Annotated in this window: 12 protein-coding genes; 6 read left to right on the top strand and 6 right to left on the bottom strand. The window is 70.1% G+C overall.

Going from position 1 to position 13,975, the window contains the following annotated elements:
* The first annotated feature begins 3 nt into the window (after positions 1 to 3).
* Together ACX1D3_RS10745 and ACX1D3_RS10740 are read left to right on the top strand one after the other, a co-directional pair.
* Positions 4 to 894, top strand: a complete 891-nt coding sequence (locus ACX1D3_RS10745) for a type II secretion system F family protein (protein WP_458993872.1) — start codon at positions 4 to 6, stop codon at positions 892 to 894.
* Positions 895 to 1,042: 148 nt separating this feature from the next.
* On the top strand, positions 1,043 to 1,570 hold the full coding sequence (locus ACX1D3_RS10740; protein ID WP_458993871.1) for a prepilin peptidase: 528 nt from the start codon (positions 1,043 to 1,045) through the stop codon (positions 1,568 to 1,570).
* Between the two features lie 7 nt (positions 1,571 to 1,577).
* Here ACX1D3_RS10740 and ACX1D3_RS10735 read toward each other — a convergent pair whose 3' ends face one another.
* From ACX1D3_RS10735 to ACX1D3_RS10715, 5 genes are all read right to left on the bottom strand, one after another.
* Positions 1,578 to 1,781 carry a hypothetical protein gene (locus tag ACX1D3_RS10735; protein ID WP_458993870.1) on the bottom strand — a complete coding sequence of 68 codons (204 nt, stop codon included), beginning with the start codon at positions 1,779 to 1,781 and terminating at the stop codon, positions 1,578 to 1,580.
* A 28-nt stretch (positions 1,782 to 1,809) separates the two neighbouring features.
* Positions 1,810 to 2,760, bottom strand: coding sequence for a uroporphyrinogen decarboxylase/cobalamine-independent methonine synthase family protein (locus tag ACX1D3_RS10730; protein ID WP_458993869.1), 951 nt, complete (start codon positions 2,758 to 2,760; stop codon positions 1,810 to 1,812).
* On the bottom strand, positions 2,760 to 3,833 hold the full coding sequence (gene mnmA, locus ACX1D3_RS10725; protein WP_458993868.1) for a tRNA 2-thiouridine(34) synthase MnmA: 1,074 nt from the start codon (positions 3,831 to 3,833) through the stop codon (positions 2,760 to 2,762). Before mnmA ends, ACX1D3_RS10730 begins: the two co-directional genes overlap by 1 nt.
* Before the next feature lie 135 nt (positions 3,834 to 3,968).
* On the bottom strand, positions 3,969 to 4,424 hold the full coding sequence (locus ACX1D3_RS10720; RefSeq protein ID WP_458993867.1) for an NUDIX hydrolase: 456 nt from the start codon (positions 4,422 to 4,424) through the stop codon (positions 3,969 to 3,971).
* A 71-nt stretch (positions 4,425 to 4,495) separates the two neighbouring features.
* On the bottom strand, positions 4,496 to 4,639 hold the full coding sequence (locus ACX1D3_RS10715) for a Flp family type IVb pilin (RefSeq protein ID WP_458996531.1): 144 nt from the start codon (positions 4,637 to 4,639) through the stop codon (positions 4,496 to 4,498).
* A 416-nt stretch (positions 4,640 to 5,055) separates the two neighbouring features.
* On the opposite strand from ACX1D3_RS10715, the gene ACX1D3_RS10710 reads away from it, so the two are divergent.
* Positions 5,056 to 6,432 carry an HNH endonuclease gene (locus tag ACX1D3_RS10710; RefSeq protein WP_458993866.1) on the top strand — a complete coding sequence of 459 codons (1,377 nt, stop codon included), beginning with the start codon at positions 5,056 to 5,058 and terminating at the stop codon, positions 6,430 to 6,432.
* 766 nt (positions 6,433 to 7,198) lie between these two features.
* Here ACX1D3_RS10710 and ACX1D3_RS10705 read toward each other — a convergent pair.
* Positions 7,199 to 8,365 (bottom strand): cysteine desulfurase family protein, encoded by a 1,167-nt coding sequence (locus ACX1D3_RS10705; protein WP_458993865.1) that lies wholly within the window; start codon positions 8,363 to 8,365, stop codon positions 7,199 to 7,201.
* Between the two features lie 175 nt (positions 8,366 to 8,540).
* Between ACX1D3_RS10705 and glgX the strand changes: the two genes are divergently transcribed.
* From glgX to ACX1D3_RS10690, 3 genes are all read left to right on the top strand, one after another.
* Entirely contained in the window at positions 8,541 to 10,676 is a 2,136-nt protein-coding gene (gene glgX / locus ACX1D3_RS10700) for a glycogen debranching protein GlgX (RefSeq protein ID WP_458993864.1), read from the top strand.
* A 61-nt stretch (positions 10,677 to 10,737) separates the two neighbouring features.
* On the top strand, positions 10,738 to 12,723 hold the full coding sequence (locus tag ACX1D3_RS10695) for an alpha-1,4-glucan--maltose-1-phosphate maltosyltransferase (protein ID WP_458996530.1): 1,986 nt from the start codon (positions 10,738 to 10,740) through the stop codon (positions 12,721 to 12,723).
* On the top strand, positions 12,720 to 13,877 hold the full coding sequence (locus ACX1D3_RS10690) for a phosphotransferase (protein ID WP_458993863.1): 1,158 nt from the start codon (positions 12,720 to 12,722) through the stop codon (positions 13,875 to 13,877). The genes ACX1D3_RS10695 and ACX1D3_RS10690 overlap by 4 nt, the downstream gene beginning before the upstream one ends.
* Positions 13,878 to 13,975: the final 98 nt, after the last annotated feature.

Below are 13,975 nucleotides of genomic sequence, written 5' to 3'. Positions count from 1 at the left end.
CAGATGACGCCTTTCACGATCGCCGCCGTAGCCGCCTTGTCTCTGGGCATCGGTGCGCTTGCGTGGCTCCTGGTAGCGGGGACCGATCCGGTCCGGGCGCGCGCGCTGGATAGCCTCAACCGTGGCGCCGCCCTCCCCGCCGACGCCCGGCCTCGGCACCAGCAGGGGCACCTTCGCGCAGGCCAACTCATCGATACGCCCGTGCGACGCGGGCGGTTGGAGAGGGCCATTGCGAAGGCCGGATTCCCCGGTGGGTGGACGGTTGACCAGATCCTCTCGATCAAAGTGCTCGGTGCGCTCCTGGCCGGAATCCTCATGTTCCTGCTGTGGATGGGCTCCAGATCCCTTCTTATGGCCCTCTTCGGCATCGCCGTCACGGTTGGCATCTACTTCCTGCCGGACCTGCTACTGGTCAACGCCTACCAGAAGCGTCGCGAGGCGGTTGACCTGGAGCTTGCCGACACCCTCGACCAGATGAGCATCGCCGTCCAGGCCGGCCTGGGCTTCGACGCCGCCATGCTTCGCGTGGCCCGTAACGGCACCGGAATCCTGTCTCAGGAACTCGTGCGCACGATGCAGGACATCCAGGTGGGGCAAAGCAGGCGCAACGCCTATGAGGACCTCGCGGAGCGCACCGGTTCCATCCCTCTTCGACGGTTCGTGCGCACCGTCATCCAGGCCGAGACTTACGGCATTCCATTGGCCGATGTACTCAATGCACAGGCTGACGAGATGCGAGTCACGCGCCGCCAGCGTGCGGAACGAAAGGCGATGGAGATCCCCGTAAAGGTTGTGTTCCCGCTCATTCTCTGCATCCTTCCAGTGCTGTTCATCGTCATCCTCGGCCCAGCGGCGATCACCATCATGGAGAACCTGCTGCCGGCGCTGGGCTGACCATGCGGCCCACTGACCACGAGAGCGCCTACCCTCGTCCCCACAACGGGTCGCCATGGACCTGACAGCCGTCCTTGTGCTCGCTGCGAGTGTCCCTCTGGCGGTTCTTCTGACGCGCCGACCGTCCCTTGGGGGTGGCATATGGGGTGTGGCCGCGCTGACCGCCGCGGTTGTGTCTTGCTGGGCCTTCCTGCTCGTCGATCAGCTAGCAGCGTTGGCTGGTTTCGCGATGTTGGGCGCGGCGTGGGGGGCCGCGACCGCGATCGACCTGGCGGAGCATCGCCTCCCTGACGCACTCACGCTTATCCCCTTCCCACTCTTCTTCGCCCTCCAGATTCCGTGGGCGATCACCGAGGGCGGCTGGGGCCGGCTGGGCTCAGCGCTCCTGGGCGCGTTCCTCACCGCGGCGATTCTCTTCTTCCTCGCATACATCAACCCGAGCGGCTTCGGCCTCGGCGACGTCAAGCTCGGCCTCACCACCGGTGCGGCGCTCGGCTGGTTCGGGGTTGGCACCGCCCTTCTGGGGGTCGCGGCTGCGTTCATCCTCATGGCCGTCATCACCGGAGTGCTGTTGGCCACGGGAAGGATCAAGCGGGAGGCCGAAGTCGCCTTCGGCCCCTTCATGATCCTCGGGGTGCTCGTAGCCCCTTGGGCCGCGACGATTCTCGGCTGGTGATGCGGACTCAGGCCCCGGTGAGGATCAGGTAGAACATCCGGCCGAGGAAGAACAGACCCACCGCGATGGCTACCACCACGAACGGTGCCACAAGCCGCTGGACCTTCTTCATCCGTGTGCTCGGCACACCCGTCGGACCCCACGGCCCTCGCCCCACCTGCGCCCGCACGGGGGCGTTGTCGTTGAGGTTGAGGTCGGAGAAGATGCGCACGGGCCAAGCTTAGGCGAGCGTCGACGAGTTACCCACGGGCCAGCTGTTCCTCCACCAGGCCAGCCGCCTTCCGCAGCGCCTCGAGTTGTGGAGTCACATCGTCCCGACGCCAGCCGGACAGGCCGCACGCCGTTCCGAGGAGCAGCCCCTCCAGCGAGTCCACCTGGATCGCCCGCAGCACCCTCAGCGAGGCCCTGACCAGTTCGTCGACGGTCTGCGGCCCGCGTGCGGTGTCGACGACACCGAGGATCAGCCCGCGACCCTCGTCGCGCCACTGCGCCAACTCATCGAGGTCCACCAATGCGGCATCCACCGAGGCGCCGGCGAACCCCGCCCGCCTTGCCATGTCCAGCCAACGACCCGGCGCACAGCAGTGCAGCCAGGAGCCGTCGGCCAGCGGCCGCAGCGCCTCAACAAGAGCGGGCATGTCCACCCGACGATGCTTCGAAAAGCCGCTGGCCGTGGGCACCCGCCCCTCCGACACAGCCAGAAGAGAGGGCTCGTCGACCTGCAACCACAGCGTGGCGCCCGGCACCCGCCGCGACACCTCCGCCCGCAGCGCCGCGACACCCTCCGCGAGCGCCTGCGCCAGCTCACGGCGGGCGCCGTGGTCGGCGAGCAGCCGATCCCCCATCGGGCGTTCGACGGCGGACGCCAGCGTCCACGGACCCGCCACGCCGATCTTGAGCACCCCGTCGAAGCCCTGCAGTAGCTCCTCGGCGTCGTCGAGGTCTCGCCGCCACTGGGCCGCGGCCCTGCGGTGCTCGGCCCCCGAGTGGGGAGCCAGGCGCCAGCCGGCGGGTTGCAGGTCGAAACCCAGACCGCTCACCAGCCCCAGGGCCCGCCCGACCATGTCCGAGCCGACGCCACGCGCCGGCAGTTCGGGCAGCGGAAGCACCTCGGGCAGTGTCTCGGCCATGGCCGTGAGCGCGCCGCGGAAGTCGGTGCCGGGCAGTGAGCCCGCGGCGGTGATCAGCATCAGCGGGCCTCGGCGATGACGGAGCTGCCCACCACGCGGTCACCGTCGTAGACCACGACGGTCTGCCCCGGCGCCACTCCGTGCGCGGGTTCGTCGAGCGTCACCGAGAGTCCGTCGTCGCTGGCCTGGATCGTGGCGTCCTGGGGCACGCCGTGCGCGCGGTACTGCGCCTGCCCCCGCCACGGGCCCTCGATAGGATCCTGGGTCCAGGTGGTGCGGATGCCGGCGAGGCGGGTGACGGCAAGCTCCTCGCGCGCCCCCACCACAACGGTGCTGGTGACGGGCTCGATCCTCAGCACGTAGCGCGGCTCCCCCGTCGGCGCCGGCACGCGGAGATCAAGCCCCTTGCGCTGCCCGACGGTGTAGCGGTGGGTGCCGCGATGCTCCCCCAGCAGGGCGCCGTCGGCGTCGACGATGGGCCCTGGCACGTCGTCCAGGTAGCGGCCGAGAAAGCCCTGGGTATCGCCGTCGGAGATGAAGCAGATGTCGTGGCTGTCCGGCTTCTTCGCCACCCCCAGGCCGAGGGCCCGTGCCTCGGCGCGGACAATCGGCTTCTCCACGTCGTGGAGCGGGAAGAGGCAGCGGCTCAGCTGCTCCTGCGTGAGCATGCCGAGCACGTAGGACTGGTCCTTGGCCTGGTCAGCCGCCCGGTGCAGCGACACCGAGCCGTCGTCGCGACGGCGCAGGTCGGCGTAGTGGCCCGTGGCCACGGCGTCGAAGCCCAGCGCCATCCCTCGATCGAGAACCGCCGCGAACTTGATCTTCTCGTTGCAGCGCAGGCAGGGGTTGGGCGTGCGGCCCGCCCGGTACTCGGCCACGAAGTCCTCGACGACGGCCTCACGGAACTCCTCGGCGAAGTCCCACACGTAAAAGGGGATGTCGAGCTTGTCAGCCACCCGGCGGGCGTCGTGGGAGTCCTCCAGCGAGCAGCAGCCGCGGGCACCGGAGCGGTAGGACTCCGGGTTCTTCGACAGGGCTAGGTGCACCCCGGTCACGTCGTGCCCCTCGGCGACGAGGCGCGCGGCGGCGACGGCGGAGTCCACCCCGCCAGACATCGCGACCAACACCTTCACAGCGCCTCCTCGGATCAGCAGTTGTCCACTTTACCGATCCGCTGCACGCCCCTATACACACGGCGAGAGCGTCAACGTATGCGAATGGTGTTCGCTTCATCGTCCACGAAGCGCCCGCGGCCTTGGCTCAAGGGGTCATCGCGGCGCCCGCGCTAGCAGCGAGCGCGCGGCTTCGAACGCGCCTTCGGGGTAGAACGGGAGCCCGTCGTCGCCGAGCGTGTCCAGCCGGTGCCACGCAACCGTGCTGGGATCGTCGTTGACGGCCACACGGGCGTCGAGGGACCACACCTCGAGCGCTGGGCACTCGACAGCGAAGACGTGCACGATCTCGTGCCCCTCGGAGCCCATGAACGTGAAGAAGTTCTCGCTCACGGCCAGCAGTTCAGCCCTGGTCACGACCAGGCCCAACTCCTCCATGAACTCACGCCGTAACGCGTCGGCCGCTCGCTCACCGAACTCGATTCCCCCACCGATAGCGCGCACGAACGGGCGCTCATCCTCGGCGCCACCGAACTCCTGGACGAGCACGTGCCCGTCGCGCAGAGGGATTCCGACGGCGAGGTTGCGGATGCGCGGATCGGCTTGGCCCATGGTGGGAGCGTAGACCTGACGAAGACCGGCTCGATCCGACTTCCCGGGTCCTGGCTAGTCCCGGCCCCCGGCTACCAGCCCATCGCGGTGAGGACGGACTGGAAGAGCGCCGTGACCTGGGTACCCAGCACCGTCACCGCGGTCACGATGACCGCAGCGATGAGGCTGGCCATGATCGCATACTCCACCGCGGTCGCGCCCCGCTCGGACGACATACGGGCGGCGACGTCGTCCGCTGGCCGGGGAGCGCCAGGCTCTGCGTCGATCACACCAACCTCCCCCTGAAGACCACTCGTGCGCCGGAGTCTATCCCCGAATCCGCGAACCTCGCGGAGGTGTTCGAGCGCGCCAGCAGGTTGGGCGGAACACACCCACCACGAGGGAGGGCCGATAGCGACGCAACACAACACCATGGGGAACACACGTCGAGCGCGAGGGTGCGGGACGGCACAGCGGCTGCGCGCAGGGATGTCCAGCCCGAGGCTCACCCGGCTGGCGCCCCGCCTCAGCAGACCCGAGCCAGGGCCGCCCTGACCGCGCGCCGGCAGGTCAGATAATCGGCCGAAGTATTTCTTGCGGGGGCGGTCTCCAGGGACCGTCTCTGTCGGTGGCCGGTGCCAGAATAGTTCACATGAGCGACACGGTGGTGGACCTGGGGCAGCGGTACCTCGCCGCCCTGTGGGACGCCGCCGCCTCACTCGGCTCCGACACGGCAGCAGTGGAACGGCTCGCCGGCCTGGTCGACTCGATCGGCGAGATCGAGGCCCAGCTCGCCGGCCTGCGGCTGCACCTGCTCCACGAAGCGAAACTCTCCGCAGCCGATCGGGTCGTCGAAGGCGTGCGCCAATCGGTGCGCACCACCCCCGCACAGGCCACCGCAACGCTGCGCCTGGCCCAAGACCTCGGGGATCGGTTCGAGTTGATCGGCGACGCGTTGAACCAGGGCCGGATCTCGCCCGCGCAGGCTGAGGCCATCGTCACCGGGCTGAAGAAACTCCCCACCCACCTCACCCGCACCGAGATGCTGCACTGTCAGGAACTGATCCTGGCCCACGTCGACACCCTCGGCCCCACCGAACTGCGGATCCTGGCCTCACGGCTGACCGAGGTGATCGACCCAGACCGCGCCGACGCCGACGACGCGACCCGCCTCGCCCGGGAAGAACGCGCCGCCCACCGCAACCGGTTCCTCCACCTCGCACCGGACCACCACGGATCGATCCGGATCACCGGCCAACTCCCCATCGCCGACGCCGCCCTGCTCTCCGCACAGCTGGACGCCCTGATGCCCCCTGCGACGACATACACGCACACTGGGGAGAAGCCCAGCCGTGGAGCCCGCCGCGCCGATGCCCTGATGTTCCTCACCCAGCACGCCGCAGGCAACGGCACCCTGCCCTCGCACGGGGTCGACCGCCCCACCGTTCACATCACCCTCACCTACGACACCCTGATCACCGGCCTCGGCAACGTGACACTCCTCGGCGGCAGCACCGGCGACCGGCTCACCGCCAGCGAGGCCCGGCGGTTGGCCTGCGACGCGACCCTGATCCCCATGGTCCTGGGCACCGCCTCCCGGCCCCTCGACGTCGGCCGCACCCACCGCCACTTCACCCCGGCCCAGCGCGCAGCGATCGTCCAGCGCGACCAAGGATGCGTGTTCCCCGGCTGCACCACCCCACCCGCGCCATGCCAAGCCCATCACATCGTCCCGTGGTGGGCCGGCGGGGACACCTGCCTCGCCAACGGCGTCCTTCTCTGCCCACACCACCACCGGCTGGTCGAGTCAGACCCGCTCCAGTCCGCCGAGTCCCAATGGCAGGTCCACATCGACGACGTGACCGGCCTGCCCTGGTTCACCCCACCCCGCCACATCGACCCCGCCCGCCGGCCCAGGCAGCATCAACGCCACCGCCTCCAACAACTCAACCCCCAGCCTGGGGCACCACCCTGCCCACACAACGCCGACGACCTCACCCTGGCCAGCTCCCCCGCCTGGCGACAGTGACGCACACCCGCGGGTCCATGAACCGGGCGCGGGAGGGTTTCGACGCGGGCGCGCGTCGCTGACGCTCCTCGCGGCCCGGCTCAACCAACGGGCGAGGGCGACACCGGTCCCGTAAGGGCAGGGTGACCCGGCTCAACCCCGCTGCCTCGCCTCGTCGCCCCGCAGATCCATCGAAGCCCACCGACGCACGACTGACACGGCATAGAGGGAGGGCAGGGTCAACCAACGGGCAGGTGACCCGGCTCGCCGTGAGGGCTACGGGAAGGAACGCGCCAGCACACCAGGCGCGGCGCAAGCCGACCGCGAGGGTGGGGGACGGCAGGGCGGCTGGGCGCAGGGATGCCCAGCCCGAGGGGCACCCAGAACAACCCGCCCGAAGCAGGCTCGAGCCAGGGCCGCCCTGACGGCACACGCCCGGACCCGACCACGCCACAGGCAAACGAGTGCAGGGAGACGTGGGACGAGGCCCGGGCGGCCTCAACTACCTGACCACAGGCAAGCACGCGGCCGACGAGCAGTACGAGGACAAGGGCCGCACGGGCCTCGTGTCAGGGCTCCCGGCACCAGCAGCGCCACCGAGGACCGGGCCGCGTCCAAACGGGTCGTGGAAGAGTCCTTGAACCGGGTGCCAGTGGCTTCGACGCGGGCTGCGCCGCTGCGCGGCTTGGCCCGGCTCACCCCGCGGGAGTGCCGCTCGGCTGGCGCAGCAGGGGCGGGCTCCACAGCGAGACGGCATTCACCAGCGGGGCCTCGCGCCCGCGGGCGGTCAGAAGGCGGAGCGCGCCACCGCCAGCGCCTCGGGCAGCACCTCGACGAGGCGGTCGATATCCTCCGACGTCGTGGTCCACCCCAACGAGAACCTCAACGACTGCGTGGCCTCGACGGGCGTCCGGCCCATCGCCAGCAGCACCTCGCTCGGCTGGTGCACCCCCGCCTTGCACGCGCTCCCCACCGACGCCGCGACCCCGCGCTGGTCCAGCAGGAACAGCAGGTCGTCCGCGCGCACCCCGTCGAACGTCACGTTGACGATGTGCGGGGCACCGACCTGAGGTGGCACGCCAGAACCGCCCGCCGCACCTGTGCCAGCGGGCCGCGGCCAGCTGTTCAGCCGCCCCCCTGCCGCGACACTCACCGCCGCCACCCGGTCCCGCAACGCCGTCAGCCGCGACACCTCCGCCTCCAACTCCCCCACCGCGACACTCGCCGCCCGCGCGAACGCCGCCGCCAACGCCACGGGCTGTGTTCCGGACCGGATCTCCCGCTCCTGCCCGCCGCCCAGGCCAACGGCCGCGGGCACCACCTCCCGCCGCGACACCAACGCCCCCACGCCCACCGGCCCGCCGATCTTGTGCGCGGACAGGCTCATGAGGTCCACCCCACTGGCACCGAAGTCCAGCGCCACATGCCCCAGCGCCTGCACCGCATCGGTGTGCATCCACGCCCCCGACGCCGCGGCCAGCTCGCCCACCTCACCCACGGGCTGGACGACGCCGGTCTCGTTGTTGACCCACATCACCGACACCACCGCCACCGAGGCGTCCAGCGCCGCCGCGACGGCGCCGAGATCGACGACCCCCTCCCGGCCCACCGGCAGCACCTCGGCCCCCCGCGACACCGCGCCCTTCACCGCCGGATGCTCCACCGCCGACACCAGGCACCGGCCACGCCCCCGGGCACGTCCCGCCTCCCAGCCACCCAGCACCCCGATCGTGTCCGCCTCAGAGCCGCCGGACGTGAAGATCACCTCGGAAGGGCCCGCCCCGACAACGGCCGCCAGCTCCTCGCGCGCCTCCTCCAGCCGCCGCCGGGCGCGCTGCCCGGGCCGGTGCAGCGACGAGGCGTTCCCCACCAGCCCCGACGCCGCGACGAACTCCTGGAGCGCCTCCGGGCGCAGGGGCGAGGTGGCGGCGTGGTCGAGATAGACGGGCTCCATGGGCCACCTCCCGGCACGGGCGGCGACACGCGCGCCACCCTCTCAAGCATCCATGCTAGCCACGGGGTTCCGCGGGCAAACCCCCCAGCGAAGTGGAGTTTGGACCAGAAAGTGGCACAATGGGGCGCCGTCGAAGAAACGATTCCTCCGAAAGCAGACGATGACCCCGTTGACCATGCCTGATACGAGCGTCCTCGGCGCCCGGATCACTCCCAACGGCGTCCGCTTCGGCCTCTGGGCCCCGCGGGCCGCCGGGGTGGAGCTGGCGCTCATCGATCCACTCAACCAGCAGCACAACATCCAGATGGAGCGCGACGAGCACGGCATCTGGACCGTGGAGGTGCCCGGCATCGGAGCCGAGCAGCACTACGGGTTCCGCGTCCACGGGCCGTGGGATCCGTCGTCGGGCAGCCGGTTCAACCCGGCCCGGCTCCTGCTGGACCCGTACGCCCGCGCCATCAGCGGCGGGGTGGACTTCCGCGGCCCCATCCTCGATCACATCCCCGGCAACCCGTTCAGTATCTCCCCACGGGACTCGTTCGGCGCCGTGCCGCTGAGCGTCGTCGTCGCGGACAGCCCGCCGCCGGCGCCCATCGCGGCGCGGAGACCCATGTCGGAGACCATCATCTACGAGGCGCACCTGCGCGGCTTCACCAAGCTGCACCCGCAGGTCCCCGAGCACCTCCGCGGCTCCTACCTCGCGCTCGCGGACCCCGCCGTCATCGAGTACCTGACGGGGCTGGGCATCACCGCCGTCGAGCTGCTGCCCGTGCAGCACTTCGTCTCCGAGCCCTTCGTCGCGACCAAGGGTCTGCGCAACTACTGGGGCTACAACACGCTGGGTTTCTTCGCCCCGCACGCCTACTACGCCACGCGCGGCACCGTCGGCAACCAGGTGGCGGACTTCAAGCAGATGGTCACCGCGCTGCACGAGGCGGGCATCGAGGTGATCCTCGATGTGGTCTACAACCACACCGGCGAGGGCGGCCACGAGGGGCCGACGCTGTCGATGCGCGGCCTGGACCACGACGCCTACTACCGCCTCACCAACGACCGCCGCGACGACTACGACGTCACGGGCTGCGGCAACTCGGTCAACACCTCCCACCCCATGGTCCTGCAGCTCGTGCTCGATTCGATGCGCTACTGGGTGACCGAGATGGGGGTGGACGGGTTCCGCTTCGACCTGGCCACCACGCTGATCCGCGACGAGCAGCACCACGTGGACCACAACCACGCCTTCAAGCGGCTCGTTGAGACGGATCCCGCCTTCGAGGGCGTCAAGATGATCGCCGAGCCGTGGGACATCGGCCCCTACGGCTACCAGGTGGGCGCCTGGGGCCCCGGCTGGTACGAATGGAACGACCGGTTCCGGGACCACATCCGCGACTACTGGCGAGGCGCCGTGCACGGCGTGCAGGAGCTGGCCACGCGGCTGGCGGGCTCGCCGGACATCTTCGACTCGCCCGGCCGCTCCCCGCAGTCGAGCATCAACTTCATCACCGCGCACGACGGCTTCACGCTGCGCGACCTGGTGAGCTACGACGTCAAGCACAACCTCGACAACGGCGAGGCCAACCGCGACGGCTCGGACAACAACCGCTCCTGGAACCACGGCTGGGAGGGCGAGACGGAGGATCCGGAGATCAACGCGCTGCGCCGTCGGCAGGTGCTGAACCTCATGGCCACCCAGCTGCTGGCCGCGGGCACGCCCATGATCACCGCCGGCGACGAGTTCGGGCGCACCCAGAAGGGCAACAACAACGCCTACTGTCAGGACTCGCCGCTGTCGTGGGTGGCGTGGGACATCCCGTTCGAGTGGCTCGAGGTGCAGAGCCGGATCGCCAAGCTGATCAAGCTGCGGCAGTCGCACGCGGTGCTGCGGCCCACGGACTTCGCCTACCACACCGAGATCATCAACGAGCACACCGAGAACCTGCAGCGCGTGGACCTCACGTGGATGGACGGGCAGTTCGGCGAGATGAGCCACGACGCCTGGCACGACGGCGGCCGCCGCCTCCTCGGCATGTACGTCTCCGACGAGAAGGAGGCGTTCCTCACCTGGTTCAACTCGGGCGCGGAGCCGCACCCGCTGACGCTGCCCACCCTGCCCTGGGGCTACGGCTTCGAGATCGTGTGGCACAGCGCCGACGCCGACGAGGTGCCCGAAGGCGTCCTCCCGGCCCTGGCGGAGATGACCATGCCTGCCCGGTCCGTCGTCGTGATGCGGGTCCAGGTGCCCACCAGCACGCGGGAATTGCTGGCCCTCCAGGCGGAGGCAGAGCCCTCTTCCCTGGACCTGCTGTCCTGAACCGCGCAGGCGGGGCGCCCTGAAGGCTAGGCTGACGCACGTGAGTGCCGAGTTCCCAGCCATGTCCCTCAAGCGCATCGTCCGGACCGACGGCGGCCTAGGCCGCATCCCGGTGACCGGCGTGACCCCCGTGATCGAATGCGGGGCCTACCCCGTCAAGGCCGTCGTCCATGAGCGGATCCTGATCCAGGCCAACGTGTTCCGCGAGGGCCACGACTCGGTCAACGCGTCGGTGATCCTGACCTCCCCCGGCGGCACGCAACGCCGCATCGACATGAAGCAGGTCGAGCCCAAGGGCCTAGACATCTGGCAGGCCTACGTCCGCATGGCGGCCGAGGGCGACTGGACGTACCGCATCGAGGGCTGGAGCGATCCGTGGGGCACGTGGCGCCACCACGCCGAGGCCAAGCTGCCGGTCCGCGTCGACGTGGAGCTCGTCTGCCTCGAGGGTCGCGACCTCCTCACCCGCTCCGCCCAGCAGGCCGAGGCCATGCGGGTCCCCGGCGCGGCCAGCCTGCTGCGCGGGGCCGCGGAGTCGCTGACGCCGGAGGCGGACGTCGAGGAGATCCTCGAGCTCATCACCTCCGCCCCCATCACCCGCGCCATGGCGCGCTTCGGCCCGCGCGAGCTGATCTCCCCCACCGCCGAGTTCCCCATCCGTGTCGAGCGTCGGCGCGCCCTGTACTCGTCGTGGTACGAGTTCTTCCCCCGCTCCCAGGGCGCGTGGCAGGACCACGACGGCCATTGGCACTCCGGCACGTTCAACTCCTCCCACGAGCGCCTCGAGGCCGCCGCGGCCATGGGCTTCAACGTGATCTACCTGCCGCCCATCCACCCGATCGGCCAGGCCTACCGCAAGGGGCGCAACAACACGCTGAACCCCGGCCCTGAGGACCCCGGATCGCCGTGGGCGATCGGGTCGCCGGCCGGCGGCCACGACGCGATCCACCCGGACCTCGGAGACTTCGACGACTTCGACCACTTCGTCGCGAAGGCCCGCTCGCTCGGGCTCGAGATCGCGCTGGACCTGGCCCTGCAGGCCTCCCCGGACCACCCGTGGGTGGTGGAGCACCCCGAGTGGTTCTCCACCCGCCTCGACGGCACCATCGCCTACGCGGAGAACCCGCCGAAGAAGTACCAGGACATCTACCCGATCAACTTCGACAACGACCCCGTCGGCATCTACCACGAGGTCCTGCGGATTGTGCGCTTCTGGATCGACCACGGGGTCTCGATCTTCCGGGTCGACAACCCGCACACCAAGCCGGTGGAGTTCTGGGACTGGCTGATGGAGCGCGTGCACGAGACCAACCCGGAGGTCATCTTCCTGGCCGAGGCGTTCACCAGGCCCCAGATGATGGCGGCTCTGGGGAAGGTGGGGTTCCAGCAGAGCTACACCTACTTCACGTGGCGCAACGTCAAGTGGGAGCTCACCGAGTACCTCACCGAGCTCTCGCAGGAGATGGCCACCTACTACCGGCCCAACTTCTTCGTCAACACCCCGGACATCAACCCGTTCTTCCTACAGTCCGGCAACCCGGCCGCGTTCTCGATCCGCGCCATCCTGGCCGCCACCATGTCGCCCACGTGGGGCGTCTACTCGGGCTTCGAGCTCTTCGAGCACGCCGCCCTGGCCCCCGGCAAGGAGGAGTACCTGGACTCGGAGAAGTTCGAGTACCGGCCGCGGGACTTCAACGCTCAGCCCAACCTCAACATGCTCATGGGCAAGCTCAACCAGATCCGCGAGGCGCACCCCGCCCTGCAGCAGCTCCGCGACATCCACTTCCACCACGCCCCGCACGACTCGGTGATCGTGTTCTCCAAGTCCGACGGCGACGACACGGTCCTGGTGATCTGCTCGCTCGACCCGGACAACACTGTGTCCTCCGACGTGATGCTGGACTTCGCGGCCCTCGGCGCGCACGGCGCCGAGTCCATCCGCGTCGTCGACGAGCTGACCAACGAGGAGTACGTGTGGGGTGAGCGGTCCTGGGTGCGCCTGTGGCCCGGGAAGCCCGCGCACATCTTCCACGTGGCGGCCCAGTGAGCGAGGGCGGGGCCCTCCTCCAGCAGCTCTGGGACCTGGCGCTCTCGTCGCGCTGGTTCTCGGGGCGCAGCGGGCGGCCGGTGGACGTCGAGCTCGGCCCGTGGGCCGGTCCGACGCTGAGGCCGGCGGTCCTCGTCGTCGAGTTCGACGACGGGCACCGCGAGCGCTTCCACGTGCCGCTCCTCTACCGCGACGGCGCCCCCACGGACGCCTGCGACGAGGGCGGCGTGCTGCTGCGGGCCCTCCACGACGACGCCCCCGGCTTCGAGCGGTACCGCGCCGTGGCGCCGAACCTGCCGGCCCGCCGCTACGCCGGCGAGCAGTCCAACACGTCGGTGTTCTTCGGCGACGAACTCCTGGTGAAGGTGTTCCGCCGCCTGGAGCCGGGCCGCTCGGTAGACGTCGAGCTCCACGCGGCCCTGGCCGGCTCCGGAACGGTGGCCGAGCTCTACGGGGCGTGGACGTGGGACGGCACGGACCTGGCGGTGTTCCTCGAGGCCCTCCCGGACCCCACCGACGGCTACGTCCTGGCGTGCGAGCACGCCGCGGAGGGGCGCAGCTTCACCGAGCACGCCCACGCGCTCGGCGAGGCGCTGGCCACCGTGCACCGGGTCCTGGCCGAGCGGTTGGCCACCGGCACCGTCGACGGCGCGCGCCTCGCAACAGAGTGCCGGGCGCGGTTCTCCGCCGTCGCCGACGAGGTCCCCGAGGTGGCCCGTTACCGGGACGCGGCCGAGGCCGTCTTCGCCGCCGTCGAGGACCGGAAGCTGCCCGCGCAGCGCGTGCACGGCGACTGCCACCTCGGCCAGGTGCTCCTCAGCGAGGGACGCTGGCGCTACGTCGACTTCGAGGGCGAGCCGCTCAAGTCCATGGCCGAGCGGCGCCTCCCGGACTCGCCGCTGCGCGACGTCGCCGGGATGCTGCGCTCCTTCGCCTACGCCCAGGCCGCCGGCGGCGCCTCGGACGAGTGGCTCCAGCAGTGCAGGGACGCGTTCCTCAAGGGCTACGGTCTCGACGCGGAGGCGGCTGATCCTGTGCTGACCGCATACGAGACCGACAAGGCCGGATACGAGGCCGTCTACGAGGCCCGCTTCCGCCCTCACCTGCTCCAGGTGCCGCTGCACTACCTGGACTCGCTGATAACGATCGCATAACCCCGGCTGCGGAATCCCCGCAGTGCGTCGTCCGTCCCCCCGTGACGGCGCCCGGCACGCTAGATTGTCGCGCAGAAGACAACGCTTCGAAGGAGTCA

Source organism: Tessaracoccus yangjingae, assembly GCF_054483935.1.
This window is presented reverse-complemented; position numbering and strand designations above follow the sequence as displayed.